This window comes from Agromyces sp. C10, from assembly GCF_023217995.1.
Lineage (GTDB): Bacteria > Actinomycetota > Actinomycetes > Actinomycetales > Microbacteriaceae > Agromyces > Agromyces indicus.
This window is the reverse complement of record NZ_JALPSX010000001.1, coordinates 418,933-439,661: the sequence shown is the minus strand read 5'-3', so window position 1 is coordinate 439,661 and position 20,729 is coordinate 418,933. Positions and strand designations below refer to the sequence as shown.

The 20,729-nt window shown below is 71.0% G+C and carries 23 protein-coding genes and 1 tRNA gene; 10 read left to right on the top strand and 14 right to left on the bottom strand.

The genetic code is table 11. The features are described from left to right. Window positions 1-40: 40 nt before the first annotated feature. Entirely contained in the window at window positions 41-1,171 is a 1,131-nt protein-coding gene (gene rlmC, locus M1L56_RS02200; protein WP_248597965.1) for a 23S rRNA (uracil(747)-C(5))-methyltransferase RlmC, read from the top strand. Between the two features lie 195 nt (window positions 1,172-1,366). Here the strand turns inward: rlmC and proC are convergent, their stop codons facing one another. Next, entirely contained in the window at window positions 1,367-2,218 is an 852-nt protein-coding gene (gene proC, locus M1L56_RS02195; RefSeq protein ID WP_248597964.1) for a pyrroline-5-carboxylate reductase, read from the bottom strand. A 23-nt stretch (window positions 2,219-2,241) separates the two neighbouring features. Between proC and M1L56_RS02190 the strand changes: the two genes are divergently transcribed. Together M1L56_RS02190 and M1L56_RS02185 are read left to right on the top strand one after the other, a co-directional pair. Then, entirely contained in the window at window positions 2,242-3,204 is a 963-nt protein-coding gene (locus tag M1L56_RS02190) for a cation diffusion facilitator family transporter (RefSeq protein ID WP_067948262.1), read from the top strand. Further along, window positions 3,201-3,986 (top strand): gamma-glutamyl-gamma-aminobutyrate hydrolase family protein, encoded by a 786-nt coding sequence (locus M1L56_RS02185; RefSeq protein WP_248597963.1) that lies wholly within the window; start codon window positions 3,201-3,203, stop codon window positions 3,984-3,986. Before M1L56_RS02190 ends, M1L56_RS02185 begins: the two co-directional genes overlap by 4 nt. On the opposite strand, the gene tadA is transcribed toward M1L56_RS02185, so the two are convergent. Beyond that, window positions 3,911-4,381 (bottom strand): tRNA adenosine(34) deaminase TadA, encoded by a 471-nt coding sequence (tadA, locus tag M1L56_RS02180; protein WP_248597962.1) that lies wholly within the window; start codon window positions 4,379-4,381, stop codon window positions 3,911-3,913. The two genes, M1L56_RS02185 and tadA, sit on opposite strands and share 76 nt — an antisense overlap. A gap of 78 nt (window positions 4,382-4,459) precedes the next feature. On the opposite strand from tadA, the gene upp reads away from it, so the two are divergent. The 3 genes from upp (at window position 4,460) to M1L56_RS02165 (ending at window position 7,215) form a co-directional block, all read left to right on the top strand. After that, window positions 4,460-5,092 (top strand): uracil phosphoribosyltransferase, encoded by a 633-nt coding sequence (gene upp / locus M1L56_RS02175; protein WP_067948258.1) that lies wholly within the window; start codon window positions 4,460-4,462, stop codon window positions 5,090-5,092. 529 nt (window positions 5,093-5,621) lie between these two features. After that, the gene (locus M1L56_RS02170) at window positions 5,622-6,425 is read left to right on the top strand and encodes a winged helix-turn-helix domain-containing protein (RefSeq protein ID WP_248597961.1); all 804 of its coding nucleotides are present in this window, start codon (window positions 5,622-5,624) and stop codon (window positions 6,423-6,425) included. A 310-nt stretch (window positions 6,426-6,735) separates the two neighbouring features. Continuing rightward, complete coding sequence (locus M1L56_RS02165) at window positions 6,736-7,215, top strand: MarR family transcriptional regulator (RefSeq protein ID WP_248597960.1); 480 nt, start codon at window positions 6,736-6,738, stop codon at window positions 7,213-7,215. Between the two features lie 36 nt (window positions 7,216-7,251). Here the strand turns inward: M1L56_RS02165 and M1L56_RS02160 are convergent, their stop codons facing one another. From M1L56_RS02160 to M1L56_RS02145, 4 genes are all read right to left on the bottom strand, one after another. Next, on the bottom strand, window positions 7,252-8,133 hold the full coding sequence (locus tag M1L56_RS02160) for a manganese catalase family protein (RefSeq protein WP_248597959.1): 882 nt from the start codon (window positions 8,131-8,133) through the stop codon (window positions 7,252-7,254). A 437-nt stretch (window positions 8,134-8,570) separates the two neighbouring features. Then, window positions 8,571-8,888, bottom strand: a complete 318-nt coding sequence (locus M1L56_RS02155) for a GNAT family N-acetyltransferase (RefSeq protein ID WP_248597958.1) — start codon at window positions 8,886-8,888, stop codon at window positions 8,571-8,573. Continuing rightward, window positions 8,885-9,337 carry an Hsp20/alpha crystallin family protein gene (locus M1L56_RS02150; protein ID WP_248597957.1) on the bottom strand — a complete coding sequence of 151 codons (453 nt, stop codon included), beginning with the start codon at window positions 9,335-9,337 and terminating at the stop codon, window positions 8,885-8,887. The genes M1L56_RS02155 and M1L56_RS02150 overlap by 4 nt, the downstream gene beginning before the upstream one ends. Window positions 9,338-9,421: 84 nt before the next feature. Next, window positions 9,422-10,645, bottom strand: coding sequence for a hypothetical protein (locus tag M1L56_RS02145; protein WP_248597956.1), 1,224 nt, complete (start codon window positions 10,643-10,645; stop codon window positions 9,422-9,424). A gap of 189 nt (window positions 10,646-10,834) precedes the next feature. On the opposite strand from M1L56_RS02145, the gene M1L56_RS02140 reads away from it, so the two are divergent. Next, complete coding sequence (locus M1L56_RS02140) at window positions 10,835-12,772, top strand: alpha-amylase family protein (RefSeq protein ID WP_248597955.1); 1,938 nt, start codon at window positions 10,835-10,837, stop codon at window positions 12,770-12,772. Between the two features lie 70 nt (window positions 12,773-12,842). Here the strand turns inward: M1L56_RS02140 and M1L56_RS02135 are convergent. Next, window positions 12,843-12,915 (bottom strand) — tRNA-Arg (locus tag M1L56_RS02135). Window positions 12,916-13,143: 228 nt separating this feature from the next. On the opposite strand from M1L56_RS02135, the gene M1L56_RS02130 reads away from it, so the two are divergent. After that, window positions 13,144-13,812: a DUF6766 family protein gene (locus M1L56_RS02130; protein ID WP_248597954.1), complete on the top strand. Its 669-nt coding sequence runs from the start codon at window positions 13,144-13,146 to the stop codon at window positions 13,810-13,812. A gap of 57 nt (window positions 13,813-13,869) precedes the next feature. Here the strand turns inward: M1L56_RS02130 and M1L56_RS02125 are convergent, their stop codons facing one another. The 4 genes from M1L56_RS02125 to M1L56_RS02110 all read right to left on the bottom strand — a co-directional run bounded on the left by M1L56_RS02125 (window position 13,870) and on the right by M1L56_RS02110 (window position 18,545). Next, on the bottom strand, window positions 13,870-14,814 hold the full coding sequence (locus M1L56_RS02125) for a carbohydrate ABC transporter permease (RefSeq protein WP_082847127.1): 945 nt from the start codon (window positions 14,812-14,814) through the stop codon (window positions 13,870-13,872). Then, on the bottom strand, window positions 14,811-15,818 hold the full coding sequence (locus tag M1L56_RS02120; RefSeq protein WP_082847126.1) for a carbohydrate ABC transporter permease: 1,008 nt from the start codon (window positions 15,816-15,818) through the stop codon (window positions 14,811-14,813). Before M1L56_RS02120 ends, M1L56_RS02125 begins: the two co-directional genes overlap by 4 nt. Beyond that, the gene (locus tag M1L56_RS02115) at window positions 15,818-17,203 is read right to left on the bottom strand and encodes an extracellular solute-binding protein (RefSeq protein ID WP_248597953.1); all 1,386 of its coding nucleotides are present in this window, start codon (window positions 17,201-17,203) and stop codon (window positions 15,818-15,820) included. Before M1L56_RS02115 ends, M1L56_RS02120 begins: the two co-directional genes overlap by 1 nt. Before the next feature lie 160 nt (window positions 17,204-17,363). Continuing rightward, the gene (locus tag M1L56_RS02110) at window positions 17,364-18,545 is read right to left on the bottom strand and encodes an alcohol dehydrogenase catalytic domain-containing protein (protein WP_248597952.1); all 1,182 of its coding nucleotides are present in this window, start codon (window positions 18,543-18,545) and stop codon (window positions 17,364-17,366) included. A gap of 105 nt (window positions 18,546-18,650) precedes the next feature. On the opposite strand from M1L56_RS02110, the gene M1L56_RS02105 reads away from it, so the two are divergent. Then, window positions 18,651-18,974 carry an ATP-dependent DNA ligase gene (locus M1L56_RS02105; protein WP_067948241.1) on the top strand — a complete coding sequence of 108 codons (324 nt, stop codon included), beginning with the start codon at window positions 18,651-18,653 and terminating at the stop codon, window positions 18,972-18,974. Between the two features lie 27 nt (window positions 18,975-19,001). Here the strand turns inward: M1L56_RS02105 and M1L56_RS02100 are convergent, their stop codons facing one another. Next, window positions 19,002-19,205, bottom strand: a complete 204-nt coding sequence (locus M1L56_RS02100; protein ID WP_248597951.1) for a hypothetical protein — start codon at window positions 19,203-19,205, stop codon at window positions 19,002-19,004. Window positions 19,206-19,342: 137 nt separating this feature from the next. Here M1L56_RS02100 and M1L56_RS02095 point away from each other — a divergent pair, with 137 nt between their 5' ends. Then, on the top strand, window positions 19,343-19,933 hold the full coding sequence (locus M1L56_RS02095) for an SRPBCC family protein (protein ID WP_308198801.1): 591 nt from the start codon (window positions 19,343-19,345) through the stop codon (window positions 19,931-19,933). A gap of 4 nt (window positions 19,934-19,937) precedes the next feature. Here M1L56_RS02095 and M1L56_RS02090 read toward each other — a convergent pair whose 3' ends face one another. Continuing rightward, the gene (locus tag M1L56_RS02090) at window positions 19,938-20,303 is read right to left on the bottom strand and encodes a hypothetical protein (RefSeq protein WP_248597950.1); all 366 of its coding nucleotides are present in this window, start codon (window positions 20,301-20,303) and stop codon (window positions 19,938-19,940) included. A gap of 76 nt (window positions 20,304-20,379) precedes the next feature. Further along, a complete protein-coding gene (locus tag M1L56_RS02085; RefSeq protein ID WP_197466993.1) occupies window positions 20,380-20,544 on the bottom strand; it encodes a hypothetical protein in 165 nt (54 codons plus the stop codon). Window positions 20,545-20,729 lie beyond the last annotated feature (185 nt).

Genomic DNA, 20,729 nt, shown 5'->3' with positions numbered 1-20,729 from the left:
CGCGGGGCCGACCGCGCGACGCCCCGCGTACCCTTGACGGGTGCAGTGCCCGTACTTCGACGCGGGGCGATGCCGGTCGTGCTCGCTCATGGGTCGGCCGTACCCGGCGCAGCTCGCCGACAAGCAGGCGCTCGCCGAGCAGTTGCTGGCCCCCTTCGACGTGCCGGCCTGGCTGCCGCCCGTGGCCTCCGGCGAGCGCGATTACCGCAACAAGGCGAAGATGGTCGTCGGCGGCACGGTCGAGGCGCCGACGATCGGCATCCTCGACGCCGACGGGCACGGCGTCGACCTGCAACTGTGCGGCATCTGCTCGCCCGGGCACCGGGCCGCGTTCCCCGTGCTCGCTCGGTTCATCACGCTCGCGCGCATCACGCCGTACGACGTCGCCGCTCGGCGCGGCGAGCTCAAGCACGTGATCGTCACCGAATCACCCGACGGCGAGCTCATGGTGCGCTTCGTGCTGCGCTCGACCGAGCCCCTCGGCCGCATGCGCAAGCACCTGCCGACGCTGCTCGCCGCGCTGCCGAACGCGCGCGTGGTCACCGCGAACCTGCTGCCCGAGCACAAGGCCGTGCTCGAGGGCGCCGACGAGGTCGTGCTCACCGAGGCCGACACCCTGCCGATGCGGCTCAACGACGTGACGATGCACCTGCGGCCGCAGAGCTTCTTCCAGACCAACACCGCGATCGCCGAGGCGCTCTACGCCGAGGCGCGCGACTGGATCCGCGACCTCGCGCCCGAGGACGCGTGGGACCTCTACTCCGGCGTCGGCGGGTTCGCGCTGCACTTGGCCGACCCGGCCGGGCGCACCGAGGTCACCGGCATCGAGACGAGCGTCGAGGCGGTGGCGAGCGCCGAGCTGAGCCGAACGGATGCCGCGCTCTCGCGGGTCCGCTTCGCCGCGGGTGACGCGACCGCGTACGCCCTGGCCGCGGCGTCCGCCCCCGACCTCGTGGTCGTGAATCCGCCGCGGCGCGGGATCGGCGCCGAACTCGCGGACTGGCTCGAGCGGTCGGATGCCGCGCACGTGCTCTACTCGAGCTGCAACGTCGCGTCCCTCGCGAAGGACCTCGCGGCCATGCCGTCGCTGCGGCCGATGAAGGCACGCGTGTTCGACATGTTCCCGCAGACGACCCACTTCGAGGTCATGGTCCTCCTCGCCCGCGCCTGAAGCATGCGAGGCCATGGTCCTCCTCGCCCGCAACTGATGCGTTTCTCAGGAGGCCCGGCGGGAAACGGCACCGTTCTCAGGAGGACACGCCGCCCGCGATCGCGACCCGCCGCATAACTCCTGAGAAACGTAATCGCGCACGTGCGCGCTGAGGAGGGCACGCACGTGGGTGCGTCGTGAGGAGGGCGCCCGCGCCTAGGCGCCGGCGGCGAGCTCGCGGGCTCGGGCGAGGGCCGCGGCGGTCGCTCGGTCGAAGAGGGCGGCGAGGTCGGCCTCCTGCAGGACGGCGACCGCGCGCTCGGTGGTGCCCTTGGGGCTCGTCACCCGACGCCGAAGTTCGGCCGGGTCGTCACCGGATGCCGCGAGCAACTCGCTCGCTCCGCGGAACGTGCCCTGCACCATGACCGCCGCCTGTTCCGGCGTGAAGCCCTTCGCGACCGCCGTCTTCGTGAACTCCTCGATGAGCAGGAACACGTAGGCGGGGCCGGACCCGGAGATCGTCGACAGCGCGTCGAGCTGCGCCTCGGGCACCACGAGCACCTCCCCGACGGTCTCGAACATCGACACCACGAGCGCCAGGTCGGCGTCGCCCGACCGGGTGCCCGCCGAGACGCCCGTCACCGCGCGACCCACGACCGCGGGCGTGTTCGGCATCGTGCGGACCACCGAGACGTGCGACGGGAGGTGCGACTCGAAGGTCGCGACCGTCACCCCGGCGGCGACGCTCACCACGACCGCGCCCGGCTCGAGCGCGTCGGCGATCTCGTCGAGCAGGTCCGGCACCATCCCGGGCTTCACCGCGACGACCACGAGCTTCGCGCCGGCGACCGCGCGACGGTTCGCCTCGGCATCCGCTTCGGTCGCGTACGCCGTGACCCGCGGCTCGTCGTCGAACTCGGCCGCCTTCGCCGCCGACCGGTTCGTCGCGCGGATGCCGCCCGCGACCTCGACGTGGGGCTGGAGCAGCCCCGCGAGGATGGCGCGGGCCATCGAACCGGCCCCCAGGAAGGCGATCGCGGGCAGGGCAACGGGCTGGCGGGAGGTCATGGCGACCATCCTAGGATTGGCCCATGAGCGCATCCGGCGGCACGAAGGCGATCCTGGCGGCATTCCTCGCGAACACCGGCATCGCCGTGACGAAGTTCATCGCATGGCTCGTCTCGGGGTCGGCGTCGATGCTCGCCGAGGCCGTGCACTCGGTCGCCGACGCGGGCAACCAGCTGCTGCTGTTCCGCGGCGGGCGCAAGGCCCGCAAGGAGGCCGACCGCGAGCACCCGTTCGGCTACGGCCGCGAGCGGTACGTGTACGCCTTCGTGGTCTCGATCATCCTCTTCGCCCTCGGCGGCATGTTCTCGATCTACGAGGGCGTGCAGAAGATCCTCGACCCGCACGAGATCACCAACGCGTGGGTGCCGCTGACGGTGCTGGCCGTCGCGATCGTGCTCGAGGCGTTCTCGCTGCGCACGGCCGTGCGGGAATCGAACCAGGTGCGCGGCAAGCAGAGCTGGGTGCAGTTCGTGCGCCGCGCGAAGGCCCCCGAACTCCCGGTGGTGCTGCTCGAGGATGTCGCCGCGCTCGTCGGTCTCGTCTTCGCGATGTTCGGCGTCGGGCTGACGGTGATCACGGGCGACACGATCTTCGACGCGATCGGCACGCTCATGATCGGCACGCTGCTCGTCATCATCGCGATCATCCTCGGCATCGAGACGAAGAGCCTGCTCGTCGGCGAGGGCGCGAGCGAGGGCGACGTGGGCCGCATCGAGAAGGCGATCCTCGCGGGTCCCGAGGCCGAACGCATCATCCACATGAAGACCCTCTACCTCGGCCCCGACGAGCTGCTCGTCGCCGCCAAGCTCGGCTTCCACGCCGACCTGCGCCTGCAGGAGGTCGCGACGGCGGTGAACGTCATCGAGCGCCGCATCCGCGACGCCGTGCCCGCCGCCCGCGTCATCTACCTCGAACCCGACATCTGGGTCGACCCGAACCTGCAGGCGCCGCCCACCGACGCGATCGTCATCAAGGGGCTCGAGTGACGGATGCCGCCGGCCGCCCGACCGCGCTCGTCCTCCGCCACGACTCCGCGATCGGCCTCGGCAACCTCGGGCCCGTCCTGGAGGAGCACGGCTACGAGCTCGTCGTCGTCGACGCCCCTCGGGATGACGTGACGGCGATCGACGCGCTCGCACCCGACCTGGTCGTGGTGCTCGGCGGCGACGAGGCCGCGTACGAGACCGACCGCTACCCGTACGTCGGGCACGAGATCGAGCTGCTCCGGCAGCGGGTCGCCGCCGAGGCGCCCGTCTTCGGCGTCTGCCTCGGCGCCCAGATGCTCGCCGAGGCGATGGGTTCCCGCGCGTACCGCGGCCCTCGCAAGGAGGTCGGCTGGCTCGGCGTCGACCTCACCGAGGCGGGGGCGTCGTCGCCAGTGCGCCACGCGCGCGGCATCCGCTTCGTGCAGTGGCACGGCGACACGTTCGACCTGCCGGAGGGCGTCGAGCGGCTCGCGTCGTCGCCGCAGTACGCGAACCAGGCGTTCCGTGCGGGCGACTGGCTGCTCGCCGTGCAGTTCCACCCCGAGGTGACGCCGGCGATCCACGAGGACTGGCTGGCCGCGTGGGGCGACGAGCTGCCCGAGTACGACCTCACGGTGGAGCGCATGCGCGCGCTGCAGGCCGAGTGCGGCGCAGCGGCCGAAGCGGCCTCGCGCGCGATCCTCGGCGAGTTCCTCGACGGGCTCGGTCAGGGCCGGCGCGCCGGGTCCTCGAAGAAGTCGACGAGCAGCTTCGACGCGGCATCCGCCTCGACGCCCGCGTAGACCTCGACGCGGTGGTTCAGCCGCCGGTCGCGCAGCACGTCGTAGAGCGACCCGCCGGCGCCCGCCTTCTCGTCCCACGCGCCGAACACGACGGTCGGCACGCGCGCGGCCAGGATGGCGCCGGCGCACATCACGCACGGCTCGAGGCTGACGACGAGCGTGCAGTCGGTGAGGTGCCGGTCGCCGGTGACGCGGGCGGCCTCGCGGATCGCGAGCAGCTCGGCGTGCGCCGTCGGGTCGCGGTGCAGCTCGCGCTCGTTGCGGCCGGTCGCGATGACCTCGCCGTCGCGCACGACCACGGCGCCCACGGGCACGTCACCGGTAGCGAGGGCGGCGGATGCCTCGGCCAGGGCGAGCCGCATCCACTCGACGTGCTCCGGGCGGGGCAGCGGCATCCGTTCGGCCCTTCTCACCGGCGGGCGGCCCCACCGCGTCTTCACGCGCGGGAACCCCCCGCAACTAGACTCGAGCCTATGCGAGTCCATGTTGCCGACCACCCGCTCATCACCCACAAGCTGACGGTGCTCCGCGACTCGCAGACCACCTCCCCCGTCTTCCGGGCGCTGGTCGAGGAGCTCATGACCCTCCTGGCGTACGAGGGCACGCGCGACGTCCGCGTCGAGCCGGTCGACATCATCACCCCGGTCGCGCCGACGACGGGCGTGCGCATCGCCGAGCCGAAGCCGCTCATCGTGCCGATCCTCCGTGCGGGGCTCGGCATGCTCGAGGGCATGGTGAAGCTCCTGCCGTCGGCCGAGGTCGGCTTCCTCGGCATGGCGCGCAACGAGGAGACCCTCGAGCCCACGACGTACGCCGAGCGCCTGCCCGACGACCTGTCCGGTCGCCAGTGCTTCGTGCTCGACCCGATGCTCGCCACGGGCGGGTCGCTGATCGCCGCGATCGACTTCCTCCTGCAGCGGGGGGCGACGGATGTCACGGCCATCTGCATCCTCGCCGCGCCGGAGGGGCTCGAGGCCGTCGAGAAGGCCATGTACGGACGTGACGTGACGGTCGTGCTCGGCGCGGTCGACGAGAAGCTCAACGAGCACGGCTACATCGTGCCGGGCCTCGGCGACGCCGGCGACCGCCTCTACGGCACCGTCTGAGTCGCCGACCGCGGCGCGCCTGCGAGGGTGGGCGCGCATGTGCTAGCGCCCCTCACATCGCAGGATCTTCGTCGTGAGACACGCCGACGCGAGTGCGATCTGGCGAAATTCGACGAGATCGACTCATATCGAAGGATCTTGCATGCGGCTCGCCGGGCGTGCGGAACCCTCTCTCCCCCGCGCAGGGCGCACGCACCGCGTGCGACGTCGCGACGCGTCATCCGTCGTCACTATTTGACACATCCTCGGCGTCCCGGTTGACTTCCCCCATGACTGACACCGCACGCACCCTGATCGCCCTCGAGGCTCAGAGGTCTGCCGGCACGATGATGCCGGCGCGTGCGCCCATGTGTTGTCGAATGTGCCGCTGACCAGCGAACCCCCGCCGAGTCACGCGACTGATCCCACCCCGATCGGCGCGGCTCCGTCGAACCCGATGCGCTTCCGGGTTCTCCCGGCCCACCTCGCGGCCATCGCTCCGACCCCATGACCGGGGTCCACGACGCATCCTCAGCACTAGGAATCCGCCATGTCTCTCACGCTCGCCCGTCCCGTCCGCACCACCCACCCCGCCGTGCGCACCGCGCACCCCGCCGCCTACGTGCCGCAGCCGGCCGCACGCCCGGTCGCCGCATCCGCACCGACGCCTCGAGCCGCCTCGGCGCCGGCCTCGCCCGCTCCGGCAGCCGAGCGATCGGCGCCCCGCGTCCGCGCGGTACCCGAGGGCACCGAGGCCCGCGGCTTCGTGCTGTACGTCGGCATCGACGAGGCGAAGGCCGAGGCCGACGGCACGAGCCTGCACCGCATCGTCGAGGCCCTTCGCACCCTCACCGCGGAACTCGCACCGTCGGCCGAGACCTACGCCGCCGTCGCGCTCGCGCCGGAAGGCGCGGGCGGCCGCGACGTCGACGTGGTCCGCCTGGCCCTGCAGGACCCTGCGGCGCTCGCCAAGCAGCGCGAGGAGCAGGGCTCGGGGCTGCGCGCCGACGCCGACCGCCACCCCGACGGCGTGATCATCGACATCTCGCGCAAGCGCGTGCTGCTCGACGGCGAGCCGGCCGGCCTCACCTACAAGGAGTTCGAGCTGCTGCAGTACCTCGTGCTCCGCGAGGGTCGTACCATCGACCGCCACGAGCTCATCGACGGACTGTGGTCCGACGAGGACGACGTGCCCAACGAGCGCACCATCGACGTGCACGTGCGCCGCCTGCGCGCGAAGCTCGGGCACTACCAGGACATCGTCCGGACGGTTCGCGGGGTCGGCTACCGCTTCGACCGGCACGCGGACGTCTCGATCCGCCAGGCCTCCACGCCGAGCCCGGACGTCTTCTAGGACGCCCCGCATTCGGGGCACAGAGGACTAGCGCCCGTTACCTTTCCGTTATATATTCGGAGTGCGCCGGTTGTTTGCTGTGGCGGCCGGCGCGGAATGTGATTGCAGGACACTCTTGGTGCAAGGGCGAGGGCCGGTCGTCAGCCTCTACGACCGGCCCTCAACCGTTCGCCGGCGCGGTTTCCCCCAGAAGGGGTGACGTGCGCGCACGGTCCCCCGCACCGGGCCCGCGGGTCCCTATCCTTGACAGAGCGGCGGCACGTCGCCTCGACGGCGGCCCGGCTGGGACGACCCGAGGAAGGAGCACGGAGTGGGGGATCGCGCGGCGGCGGTGGCGGCATGGGAGGCGCTGTTCCGCGCCCAGGTGCAGGTGATGCGCGGGCTCGCCGCCGAGTTCCCGACCGAGGTGATGTCGTTCAACGAGTACGACGTGCTGCTCTACCTCTCGCGGGCTCCCAACCGGTCGCTCCGGCTCAAGGAGCTGAACCGCCACGTGCTCATCTCCCAGCCGAGTGTGAGCCGGCTGATCGACCGCCTCGCCGGACGCGGGCTCGTCGAGAAGTCCGACGACCCGAACGACGGCCGCGGCACCCTCGTCCGCCTGACCCCGTACGGGTTCGAGCAGTTCCGTCGCGCCGCGATCCTGCACATGCAGTCGATCACCGACCGCGTCGGCACCGCCCTCGAGGACGATGAGCTGCGCGAGCTGACCGCCCTGTGCGACCGGCTCCGCGAGGCGCAGGAGGAACGCGCGGCTCGGACGCGCTCGAACACGCCGGCCGTGGACTGACCGCGCGTCGAACGGACACGCGGTCAGTGCCGCGCGTCACTCCTTGTTGAGCTTGTCCTGAACCCGGCCGGCCACCTTCTCCACGGTGTTGGGCACCTCGGTCGTGCCGTAGAACCGCGCGTCGGGATGGGTCGGCGGCGGCATCGGAGCGGAGGTCGTCGGGCCGTCGTGGTAGCTGAACTCGCCCTTGCCGTCGGGCGTGGGGCCGGAGGCCCAGCTGCCCTCCGCAGCGGCGGGCCCGTCGCTGAAGTTCAGGTACTGGTACGCGACGTCGCGGTTCTCCTTGGAGAGCGGGAAGTTGCTCGGCACGGGAAGTTCCTCGACTCCCTCCTCGCGGAGTTCCGCCGCGGCGGCGAGCCACTGGTTCTGATGCATGGTGTCGCGCGCGAGGAGGAAGGCGAGCAGGTCCCGGATGCCGTGGTCGTCGGTCATGTGGTACAGCCGCGCGACCTGGGTGCGTCCCTGCATCTCGGCGTTGGCGTTCGCGGTGAAGTCCGCCAGCAGATTGCCGCTCGCGGTGATGTAGCTCCCCTGCCACGGGTTGCCGTTGCTGTCCACCGGGCGCGCTCCGGCCCCGGCGACGATTCCCTGCTGCACGTCGGTGCCGCCGATGACGGCGGCCACCGTCGGGTCGTCCTGGACGGCATCGCCGGTGATGCCGAGCGGGGCCTTCTCGAGGAGCTGGGCGATCATGACGGCGAGCATCTCGACATGGCCCATCTCCTCCGCCCCGATCCCGAACACCAGGTCGCGGTACTTGCCGGGCAGGTGCATGTTCCACGCTTGGAACTGGTACTGCATGGCCACGGTGATCTCGCCGTACTGTCCGCCGAGCACCTCCTGAAGCTTGCGCGCGTAGACGGCGTCCGGCGCGTCGGGCTTCGCGGAGTGCTGGAGTTCCTGACGGTGGAAGAACATGGATGGTCCCCTCGTTCGTGACGTTCAGTCGACGCAGGCGCGCACTGAAGCCCACCGAACGACGGAAGCGGCGAGTCGCCGATGCCCTCCCCCTGGCGGACGTGGGGGCCACGGTACGTTCCGGGCTCGTCGGCGTTGAGGGGCTTGACAGCCCGCTCGCGGGATCGAACGCGAGCTGCCGTCGCGGAATGACGGTGGGGCGGGAACCCTACCTCCCGCCCCACCGCGGCCTCCAAGAGGCCCTCCCCGCCGAGCGACCCGAACTGAGCTCGGCGAGCTGGTTCCCGAGCGACCTCTGCTGGGACATCCGGTCGCATGTGGCGTCTTTCGACGACTGCCGGGCTCGGGGACCCGGCTCGGGTGTTGAGCGATCGTATCGTCCCACGCGTGCCCGGCACACCGCCCCAGAGCGGGGGTCACGCGCGGATGGCCCCGGGTCAGCCCTTGCGCGGCACGCCCTCGGGCCAGTCGACCGACGCCTCGTAACCGCCGTGGCGACGCAGGTACGCGGCGATGAACGGGCAGCGCGGTACGATCCGCTCCCCGCGTGCAACCGCGTCGTCGAGGACGTGGCGGGCGAGCATGCTGCCCAGCCCCTGCCCCTCGCGGCCGGGGAGCACCACCGTGTGCGTGAACACGATGGTGCCCGCCGGCCGGATGCGGAACTCCGCGAATCCGGCGAGGTCGCCGTCGACGTGCATCTCGTAGCGGCGAGCCTCGTCGTCTCGACGGAACCGCACCCCGGTGTCGGTCACGACTCGACCGGCTGGATGGACTCGCCGCCCGCGGCGACGGACCGCGCCGAATCGGCCGACTCGACGACGACCTTGCGCGGCTTGGCCCTCTCGCTCACCGGGATGGTGACGCTGAGCACGCCGTTGGCGTAGCTGGCCGAGATGCGCTCGGTGTCCACGCCCTGGCCGAGGCTCAGCTGGCGCAGGAACGAGGCGGCCTCGCGCTCACGCGTGATCCACTTGACGTCGTCGCCCGAGGGCAGCGTGCGCTCGGCGCGGATCGTGAGCAGCTGCCCGTCGACGTCGATGTCGACCGAGCCCGGGTCGATGCCCGGCAGGTCGGCGGTCAGCACGTAGTGGTCGCCGTCGCGGTACAGGTCCATCGGCATGCGACGCGGCCCACGGCGCGTCGTGTCGAAGATCGCGGACGCGAGGCGGTCCAGGTCGCGGAACGGGTCGTTGGTGGCCATGATCGGATCTCCTTTCGGTCGCGGTGAAGTTGAGTCGTCTCGACTCATGCTCTGCCACAATCGTACGAATTGAGTCGGCTCGACTCAAGTTCTGATCGGAGTCAACCGCGCGAACGCCCCGGCCATTCCCGACGGTGAGACGACAGATGCCGCGCGGGAGGCGGGACCACCCCGCGCACCCGCCGGCTCGAGCACCGCAGCGCCGTCCGCGGCGCCGCGCATCCGGTCGTCGGCCCGTTCGTCGACCAGCGGCTCGAGCTCGGCGAGCTCGTGGATCACCACCGGGTGCGTCGTCACCACGAGGGTGATCAGCCACACGAAGACGAGGGCGAATGCGACGATCTCGAACACCGTCAGGGAGACGAGTCCCAGCCGCTCGTACATGACGAACGCCGACACCTCGAGCGCGAGCGACGCCCGCGACGTGCGCACCAGCACCCGCGGCATCCGTCGCACCAGGACGGGCGTGAGCGAGGCGAGCAGCGCGAACGCCGCACCGGCACCGCACGCGAACACGTTGTGCAGCACCTCGTCGGTGTCGATCGGCACGACGCCCACCCCGGCGAGCGCGACGCCGATGACCGCGATGAGCGCGCTGATGGCGGGAACGGCACCGCGGCGTGCGCCGTACCCCCCTCGCGCGATGCCGCCCGCGAGTCGCCGGGCCATCGCGGCCATGGCCCCGCCGGAGCAGACCAGAGCGAGATTGAAGCACGCCGCAGCGACATCGTTCGAGGTGCCGAGCGTGCTGAAGTTCAACGTCCACCACTCGCCGGTCGACGTCATGCTCATGCTCGCCAGGCAACCGGCCGCGAGCAGCATCGCGACGACGTTGAACGAACGGTACGCCGACTGCCGGTGCGCGCGGCGGTGAACGGCCCCGGTGACGGCGGCGAGTCCCCCGGCGATGAGCGCGGCGGCGACGACGGCGCCGCCGGGCAACGGGGTGAAGGCGTCCGCTGCTGCGGCGACCGCAAGCGCCGCGATCGCAGCCCAGACGGTGGCGTTGGCGATGGCACGGCGACCGCTCGTCAGGCTCGGGCCCCGTCCGCTCTCGGGCGCGGCGGAAGGCTCGTGCCCGGCGGCCGAGACGATCAGCGCCCCGAGCAGCACGGTCGCGACGACGGCAGCCAGGATGAGGCATGCGGTCGTGACCGTCGCATCGACCGTGTCGATCGCCCGTCCCGACCACCGAAGCAGCAGCTGCACGGCGGCGACGGCCACCGCGAAGGCGATGGCGGTCATGGCGGCGAGCATCGCCGCGCGACGGATGATCGGCGCCTGGCCGATCGTGGTGGTACCCCTCATAGTCGACCCCGATCGCGGAAGACAAGCCGGTTCCGAGGGTATCCGGGAGACCTGTGTGCGCGACATCGCGTTTCGCCCCGCGAGGGCCCGAGGCGGCCGCGAGCCCCCGTGGATCCCTGTGATGGCGCGGATCCGCGACCTGTCCCCCAAACCGGGGGACACGGGCCCGGAATGGTGCAGTCTTGACGTATGGCACGCCTGGGAACCGACGCCGCACGTGATCTCGCCGACATCCGCCGGGCGCTGCCCGCGGCATCCGTCGCCGCCGATGCGGCGTTCGGCGCGCGTCTCGCCGCGCACTTCCCCACCCTGCACGGGCTGTTCCGACGCCTGTACGGCGACCGACCCGACGCACTCGAGGCCCTGACGGGCGTCATCGCCGACGCCGGTGCGTCGTGGGCGGCCCGCCCCGCAGAGCTCAAGGCCGCCGACGCCCGCCGGGAGCAGGACACCGGATGGTACCTGTCGAACCGGATGCTCGGCGGGGTCTGCTACGTCGACCGCTACGCCGGCGACCTCGACGGCGTGCGCGCGAAGATCCCGGAGTTCGTCGAGCTCGGCCTCACCTACCTGCACCTCATGCCGCTGTTCGCGGTGCCCGAGGGCAACTCGGACGGGGGCTACGCGGTCACCAGCTACCGGGCGGTCGCGCCGCACCTCGGCACGATCGACGACCTGCAGCAGCTCGCGACCGAACTCCGCGCCAACGGCATCTCGCTCGTGCTCGACTTCATCTTCAACCACACCGCGTCGAATCACGAGTGGGCCGAGCGCGCAGTCTCGGGCGACCCCGCGTACGAGGACTTCTACCTGATCTTCCCCGACCGCACGATGCCCGACGCCTACGAGCGGACCGTGCGCGAGATCTTCCCCGACGACCACCCCGGTTCGTTCGTGCAACTGCCCGACGGTCGCTGGATCTGGGCGACGTTCCACTCGTTCCAGTGGGACCTGAACTACGCCAATCCGGCGGTGTTCCGGGCGATGGCCGGCGAGATGCTCTTCCTCGCGAACCTCGGCGTCGACGTGCTGCGCATGGACGCGGTCGCGTTCATCTGGAAGCGACTCGGAACGCCGTGCGAGTCGCTCCCCGAGGCGCACCTGTTGCTGCAGGCGTTCAACGCCGTGCTGCGCATCGCCGCGCCGAGCCTGCTGTTCAAGTCCGAGGCGATCGTGCACCCCGACGAGGTCGTGGAGTACATCTCGCTCGGCGAGTGCCAGCTCTCGTACAACCCGCTGCAGATGGCGCTCACCTGGGAGGCGCTCGCGACGCGCGATCCGCGGATGCTGCGGCAGGCGCTGGAGCGCCGGCACGCCCTGCCCGACGGGTGCGCGTGGGTCAACTACGTGCGCGGCCACGACGACATCGGCTGGACCTTCGCCGACGAGGATGCCGCCGAGTTCGGCATCGACGGGTTCGACCACCGCCGGTTCCTCAACGCGTTCTACGTCAACCGGTTCCCGGGCAGCTTCGCGCGCGGCGTCCCCTTCCAGGAGAACCCGCGCACGGGCGACGCGCGCGTGGCCGGCACGACCGCCTCGCTCGCCGGCGTCGAGGCCGGCGACCCGCACGGCGTCGACCGGGTGCTGCTCGCCCACGCGATCGCGCTGTCGACGGGCGGCATCCCGCTCATCTACCTCGGCGACGAGGTCGCGCAGCAGAACGACTACTCGTACGTCGACGACCCGGCGCTCGCCGACGACAGCCGCTGGGTGAACCGACCGCACTACCCCGCCGAGGCGTACGCGCGCCGCCACGACCCGTCGACGCCCGCGGGCGCCGTCTACGAGGGCCTGCGTCGCCTCGTGCAGGTGCGGCGATCCACGCCCGAGCTCGCGGGCGGGCGGCTCGTCCCGTTCGACGCGAAGCACCCCACGGTGCTCGGCTACCAGCGGCCGGGCGGGGCGGATGCCGCGGCATCCGCCGACACCACGGTCGTGCTCTGCCTGGCCAACGTGGGTGACGCGCCCGCGACCGTCGACGCGCTGACCCTCTCCGGGTTCGCGCCGGAGGCGCACGAGCTCATCACCGACCGGCGCATCACGCTCGACCGCGGCATCGTGCTCGACCCGTGCCACGTGGCGTGGCTGCGCGTGCGGCCGGCCGACGCGCCGCCGCGCTTCTAGCCGACCGCTCCGGCGGGCCGCACCGGGAAACGACGAACGGCCCGCCGAAGCGGGCCGTTCAGTGGTTCCGCGCGCCCGGAGGGACTCGAACCCCCAACCTTCTGATCCGTAGTCAGATGCTCTATCCATTGAGCTACGGGCGCATGGGATGTCACCTGCGCGATCTCCGCTCATCAGGCAACCCCGTTACTCTAACCCACCCGCCGCCGCGGCGCCAATCGACGGCCCGACCGCCTCCCGTCAAGCCCATGCCGGAACGCGCTGCTCGGGGAGTACGTTCCGAGCATGAGGCTCGTGTTCACCGCGTGGATGGTCGGCATCTTCGCCGGACTCGCGTACATGTTCGCCGTCGCACTCTCCGGGAGGTAGCCGTGCGCATCCGCCAGCACCTGCTCAGCATCGCCTTCGCCGTGCTGTTCCTCATCTCGCTGGGCCTGCAGTCGCTCGCCGGTCTGGCCGTCGTCAACGAGGAGCACGTCGAGCACGGCCGGCCGGTCGTGAGCTGGCTGCAGTTCGTGACCTCGTCCGACTTCGTGGTCGACGTCGCCGAGAACTGGCAGTCCGAGTACCTCCAGTTCTTCGCCTTCATCCTCGCGACGATCTGGTTCGTGCAGCGCGGGTCTCCCGAGTCGAAGCAGCCCGGCGAGGAGGGCGTCGAGGGGGACGACGAGCAGCACGTCGGCCGGCACGCCCTCCCGGACTCACCTCGCTGGGCTCGCGCCGGCGGCTGGCGCCTGTGGCTCTACAGCAACTCGCTCCTGGTGACGATGGGCGCGATCTTCCTGCTCTCGTGGCTCGCGCAGGCCCTGACCGGACAGGTCGTCTACAACGAGGAGCAGGCCATGCACGGCGAGCCTGCCGTCACCCTCGCGGAGTACGTCGTGAACCCGGACTTCTGGAACCGCACCCTGCAGAACTGGCAGTCGGAGTTCCTCGCCGTCGGCAGCATGGTCGCCCTGACCATCGTCCTGCGACAGCGCGGCTCGAGCGAGTCGAAGCCCGTGGGCACGCCGCACGACGTCACCGCGGTCGAGGGCTGAACGGATGCCGCGAGGCGGGGCGTGGGGGGCGCGGCCGGCCCCGCGGCATCCGCTCGTCTAGCCCTTGAGCCCCGTCGAGGCGACCCCGTCGATGATGCGCTTCTGCGCGAGGAAGAACACGATGATCAGCGGGATCGTCGTGATCACGCTCGCCGTGACGATGATCTCCCAGTGCCACTCGCCGCCGAAGCCGTAGGCGTCGACGAGCGACTTGAGGCCGCGCGGCACCGTGAAGGTCGACGAGTCGCGCAGGTAGATGAGCGCGCGCATGAGATCGGTCCACACCGCCTGCACCTCGAACACGAGCACCACGGCGAGCGCCGGGCCCGTGAGCGGCAGGGCGATGCGCCAGAAGACCCCCCACTGGCTCGCCCCGTCGATGCGCGCCGCCTCGAACAGGTCGCGCGGCAGCCCGAGGAAGAACTGCCGCAGCAGGAAGATGTAGAACGCGCTGCCGAAGAGGTTGCCCGCCCACAGCGGGGTGAGCGTGCCCACCTGTCCGAGCGCGTTCCAGATCAGGAACGTCGGGATCATCGTCACCGCGCCCGGCAGCATCATGGTCGCGAGCACGAGCCCGAACAGCACGCCGCGACCGCGGAAGCGGAAGTACGCGAATCCCCAGGCGACCATCGCGCTCGAGATCGTGACCGTCACGGCCGCGAGCACCGTGACGATCGCGGTGTTCAGGATCCAGAGCGCGAGCGGCGCCTCCTGCCACACCTGGAAGTAGTTGTCCCAGGTGAACGTCTCCGGGATGAGCCGGTTGTCGAAGACGTCGCTGCGCGGCTTGAAGGATGCGCTGACCAGCCACACGAACGGGTACACGAACACGATGCCGAGGAGCGAGAGCGCGACCCACGCGAGCACCGTGCCCACGCGTCGCTTGGTTCGCGCCCGGCCCCGGGGGCCGGCCGGGACCGACCGGGTTGCGGCATCCGTGCCGCTTCGATCAGGCTGCACCGCCTCGGATTCGGCGGCCGCCACGCGGATGTCGGTGCTCATCGGTCCCCCTCGTAGTAGACGAGCCGGCGCGAGACGACGAGCTGGATCGCGGTGATGATCATGATCACGAGGAACAGCAGCCACGCCATGGCGGACGCGTAGCCCATGTTCAGGAACTCGAACGCCTGCTGGAACAGGTAGATGACGTAGAACAGGGCCGCGTCGTTGCTGTACGTGGAGTTGCCCGCGCCGAAGAACGCCGTGTACGCCTCGTCGAACGTCTGCAGCGCCGCGATCGTGTTGACGACGATGATGAAGAACAGTGCCGGGCTGATCATCGGCAGGGTCACGCTCGTCGCCTGCCGCCAGAAGCCCGCCCCGTCGAGCTGCGCCGACTCGTAGAGCTCCTTCGGCACGTTGCGGAGGGCGGCGAGCAGGATGATCACCGACGCGCCGACCGTCCAGAGCGACATGAGCACGAGGCCCGGCTTCACCCAGTTCGGGTCGGTCGTCCACGACGGACCGTCGATGCCGACCATCCCGAGCGCGGCGTTCACGATGCCGTTCGAGCCGTTGAACAGCAGCAGGAACAGCACGCCCACCGCGACCGGAGGCGTCATCTTCGGCAGGAAGAACACCGTGCGGAAGAAGCCCGACGCCCGGCCGGCGCGGTCGAGGAGCAGGGCGAGGCCGAGCGAGACGACCACGTACATCGGCACCTGGAGCAGGGCGAAGAACGCCGTGTTGCCGAGCGCGAGGAGGAGCTTCTCGTCCGAGGCCATCGCCACGTAGTTCTCGATCCCGACGAACTCGGGATTGTTGATCACGTCGTAGTCGGTCAGCGAGAGGTACGCGCTGTAGATCATCGGCCACGCCGTGAAGACGAGGAAGCCGATCATCCACGGGCTGAGGAACAGCAGCGCCGAGAAGAGGTTGCGTCGCCGCGCCCGCGCACGGTTGCGGGGAGCCGCCCCGGTCGGCGGCGCGACGCGCGCGCCGCCGACCGGGGGCTTCGAGTCATCCGGCTGGGAGCTGACGCCGCCCGGCCGGGTCGCCGTGGTCATCAGTCACCGCCCTCGAGCTCCGCCCATGCCTCGTCGAGTGCCGCCTGCGCGGTCTCCTGCGCCTTGGCGAGCGCCTCGGCCGGCTCGGCCTGGCCGTTCAGCACCCGGTTCACCGCCTCCTGCATCGCGTCGTCGAACTCGGCGTCGGCCGGGTTCGCGGGGAGCGTGCGGGTGTTCTGGTTCGCCTCGTACATCGCGGCGACGCCCTCGCTCCACGGCGCCTCGTCGGCGGTGGTCATGCCCTCGATCTCCTCGTCGGCGACCGTGTTGCCGGTGAGGATGCCGGTGAAGGGCAGGCCCTCCTCCTCGCGGAGCGCGACTCGCGCATCGGCGGCGGCGCGCCAGGCGTCGACCGAGGTCATGACGCGCGCCCAGCGGCAGGCCGCCTCGGGGTTGTCGCTGCCGGCCGGGATCGCCCACGCCGAACCGCCGGCGAAGGCGATGGGCTCGCCCTCGGTCGTGCGGACCGTGTCGAAGGCCATCGGCGCGTCGGGCGACACCTCGTTCAGCACGTTGAGGTACCACTGCTCCATGGGCATGGCGCCCAGCGTGTTCGTGGCGAACTGGTTGCCGCCGCCGAAGAAGTCGGCCGCGTCGCGGGTCGCCTTGATCGCGCTGAACCCGCCCTGCTGCTCGTAGATGTCGACCGCCCACTCGAGCGACTCGACGGTCGTCTCGTCGTCGAGCTGGGCGGTGCGGCCGTCCTCGCTCATGACGGATCCGCCCGCAGCGGCCACCCACAGCGGAAGGAACTCGGGCAGCTTGGAGTCGACGCCGATGACGCTGACCTTGCCGCCGTCGTTCTGGGCCATCGCGGCCGCCGCCTCGGTCATCGCCTCGCGGTCCGACCCGTTGACGTCGTCGATGCTCATGCCGGCCGCCTCGAGGAGGTCGGCGTTGGCCATCGTGAGCTGCACGGTGTTGAACTCGGGGATGCCGTAGACGGTGCCGTCGAGCGTCACCTGGTTGAGCGCGGACTCGACGAAGTCACCGGTCTCGATCCCCTCGCCCTCGATGCAGTCCTCGAGCGGGAGGATCGCGCCGCGGGCGGCGAGCGAGCCGATCTGGTCGCGGTCGGCGTACAGGAGCGAGGGCGGGTCGCCCGTCGCGACGGCGGAGAGGAACTGCTGGATGTCCAGTTCGCCCTCGATGAGCTTGACGTTCACGTCGCCCAGTTCGGACTCGGCGAGTTCCATGCGCGAGGTCGCGACCTCGTCCACGCCCGAGAATCCCATCACCGTCAGGTCGCCCGACAGCTCCGCACCGGAGTCGAACTCGGCGTCGGTTCCCCCGGACTGTCCGCCCGTGCCGACGGCGCATCCGCTCAGCAGCAGACCTGCCGCGGCGAACGCCCCCAGCGCACGTGCGCGTCGATCGATACCCATGCCAACCCCATTCGTCTGCGTCCACGTCCCCCGGACGGAGCAAAGCTAGGCGGGTGCGGGCGCTGCCGAGAAGGGCCTTGACAGAAGCGCTTCTCTGGCGAAGCGGTTGTCCCCTCGCCGGGGGACAACCGCTTCGCCGGTCGGCTCCGGATGGGCGGGCTCAGGGCTTCAGGACGACCTTCACGCAGCCCTCGCGCTTCTCCTTGAAGAGGTCGTACATGGCCGCCGCCTCGGTGAGCGGGGCGCGGTGCGTCGCGAAGTCGGCGAACCCCAGCGGGTCGTCGTCGGCCTCGGCCAGGGGCACGAGGTCGTCGAGCCACCGCTGCACGTTGGCCTGGCCGAACCGCACGGTGAGTTGCTTGTCGAAGATCGTCATCATCGGCATGGGGTCGGCGTTCCCGCCGTACACCCCGACCACCGACAGCCGACCCCCGCGGCGGACGCCGTCGATCGAGAGGTTCAGCGCGGAGAGCCGATCGACCCCGGCCTTCATCAGCATGCCCTTGGCGAGTCCCTTCGGCAGCGACCCGACGACGTTCTGCAGGAGCGCCGCACCCGGACTGCCGTGCGCCTCCGTGCCGACGGCGTCGATGACGGCGTCCGGCCCCGCGCCGACGGTCGCGCTCAGGAGGCCGTCCACGGCCTCCTCGTGGCCCGCGTAATCGAGCGTCTCGACGCCGTACCGCTCGGCCATGAGCCGCCGCTCCTCGACCGGGTCCACCCCGAGGACCCGATGCCCGCGGTGGCGGGCGATGCGCGCGGCCATCTGGCCGACCGGGCCGAGGCCGACCACCGCGACGGTGTCGCCCGACTCGAGCCCCGCGTACTCCACTGCCTGCCAGGCCGTCGGCGCGACATCCGTGAGGAAGAGGTACCGCTCGTCGGGCAGGTCGCGCCCGACGACGCGCAGGTTCGCATCGGCGAGCAGCACCCGCAGGGCCTCGGCCTGCCCGCCCATGACCCGCCCGTAGAGCTCGGTGTACCCGTACAGCTTGGCGCCGGTGCCCTGGTCCACGTTGCGGGTCGTCTCGCACTGCGTGTTGAGGCCGCGCCGGCACATCGAGCACGCGCCGCACGAGATCACGAACGGCACGATGACGCGGTCGCCCACCGCCACGCGCTCCACGTCCGACCCGACCGCCTCGACGACGCCCATCGCCTCGTGGCCGAGGATGTCGCCCCGGTGCATCACGGGTCCGAACACATCGAGCAGGTGCAGGTCGGATCCGCAGATCGCCGTCGACGTGACCCGCACGACGGCATCGGTCGGATCGACGATGCGCGGGTCGTCGACCTCGTCGACGCGGATGTCTCGGGCAGCGTGCCAGGTCACGGCTCTCATGCCTGCCATCCCAGCGGGCCCTGCCGCGAGGCGTCAGGGGGTTGACACCCCCTCGCCGCCGTCATGGTACGGGGATCAGGCCCTCCGGCGCGTTAGAGTCTCGGCATGGGCAAGCTCATCTACAACTCCTCGAACCGCGAGATCGAGATCGAGGACCGGACCCTCGCGCACCTGCGCGTGGCGATCATCAACAAGCTGCGCCGTTCCGAGAGCTTCGCCATGACCTGGGAGCACGGCATCGAGCACGGAAGCGGTCGCACCACGCTCTGGCTGCACGAGTCGATCCCGCTGCAGTTCGTCTTCAGCGGCAATCGTCCGCCGAAGCTCAACCGCCTGTGGATCGAACAGCTGCTGCTGTCGGCGAACAGCACGGCCGGGCTGCAGTACGTGCCCGAGCCCACCGAGGACGAGCCCCTCGAGATCGAGTGACGCGCGTCGCGCCGAGGTTCGAGCCGGTCAGTCGACCGGCTCGATCTGCGTGCGGATGAACCGCACGTCGGCGTCGGAGAGCCGCTCGGGCGCCTCCCCGTCCGAGTGCTCCGCGATCTCGCGTCGCACGTGCTCGGGCAGGTCGCCCTCCAGGTCGTCGAGGATGGCGTGCTTCGCCTCGATCGACACGTGCGGCCACCACCGCTCGGCATCCGTCGCCTGATCACCCATTCGCGCACCCCCGAGCTGTCGTCGTCCCTCCGTGGTATCAGCGGCCGACGGATGCTGCAACCCCTCGACCCCTCGGAGGCGCCTGCCTAGCGTGAGGTCTGGGCGCGCACCGAGCGTGCCCGGAACGGAGGATCAGCATGAGCACGACCGTCACCGCTGACATCGAGGTGGACGTGCCCGTTCGCGTGGCCTACGACCAGTGGACGCAGTTCGAGTCGTTCCCGCACTTCATGAGCGGCGTCGAGTCCGTCACGCAGGTCGACGACACCACCACGCACTGGGTGGTCTCGATCGCGGGCGTGAAGCGCGAGTTCGACGCCGACGTCTCCGACCAGGTGCCCGACGACCACGTCGCCTGGCGCAGCACCGCCGCCGAGGTCCAGCACCGCGGCCGCGTCGACTTCCGGCCCGGATCGGACGGACGCACCCGGATCGACCTCACCATCGAGTGGGAGCCCGAGGGCTTCATCGAGAAGGCCGGCGCTGCGCTGCAGCTCGACGACGCGCAGGTCAAGCGCGACCTGCACCGGTTCAAGGAGTTCATCGAGGACCGCAACGCCCCGACCGGCGCGTGGCGCGGCGAGGTGCACGGCGGTCAGGAGACCACGCCGGGCACCGGCGGCACCGGCACCGCGGGCGCCGGGATGGGCGGCACCGCCGCACCGGGTTCCGTGAACCCGCCCACGAGCGACGGCGTCGCCGGCAGCGACCCCGACCTCCGCGCCTGACGCCCTAGTCGGCGCGCACCCCGACACCGGGTTCGATCGCGAGCGGGTCCACCGTCGCGATCGGCCCGGTGTCGAGCTGTTCCGGCACGAGTCGGATGCCGCCGGTGGAGTTCGCCGAGCGCATCAGCTCCTCGATCCACGCCCGGCTGAGCTCCGGAGGCTCCGGCTCGTCGAACACGAACCGCAGCGGGATGTTGGGATGCAGCCAGAGCGTCGATCGCCCGCGCGGCTGGTCGTCGGCGTGCTGCCAGGAGACCGTGAAGGACTCGCCCCGGCGCAGCTTCGTGATGATCGCGACCTTGAGATGAGCGAGCGCGCGATCCTCGATGCCGATCGGGGTCGCGGCGTCGCCGTAGAACAGCGTGCCCATGCCCCGAGGGTACTCCCGCACGACGACGGCGGGCGCCTCCCGAAGGAGACGCCCGCCGTGAGGTCGGTGCGGTCCGTCAGACCGCCTTCTTCCCACCGAGGTAGCGCACCAGGAACACGATGACGGCCAGGACCGCGAGCACGAGGCCGACCCAGAGCAGGAACTGCAGGGACTGCACGACGCCGCCCGTGATCAGCAGCACGATGGCGGCGATGGCGATGATGGCGATGAGGATGTTCATGATCTCTCCTTCGGGTTCCGTCGCGTGGACGGTTCACGGCCCGCCGGGCTCGGCGGGCCTCCGAGGCAGCCGGTGGCCTCGTGCCCTCGACCGTACGGGGGACGCGACGCCGGTCGCGAGGGGTTGCCGCTGCTTCGCGGCGCGTGATACCCGCGCGGCATCCGCTCGCCCCGCCCCCGCCGCGC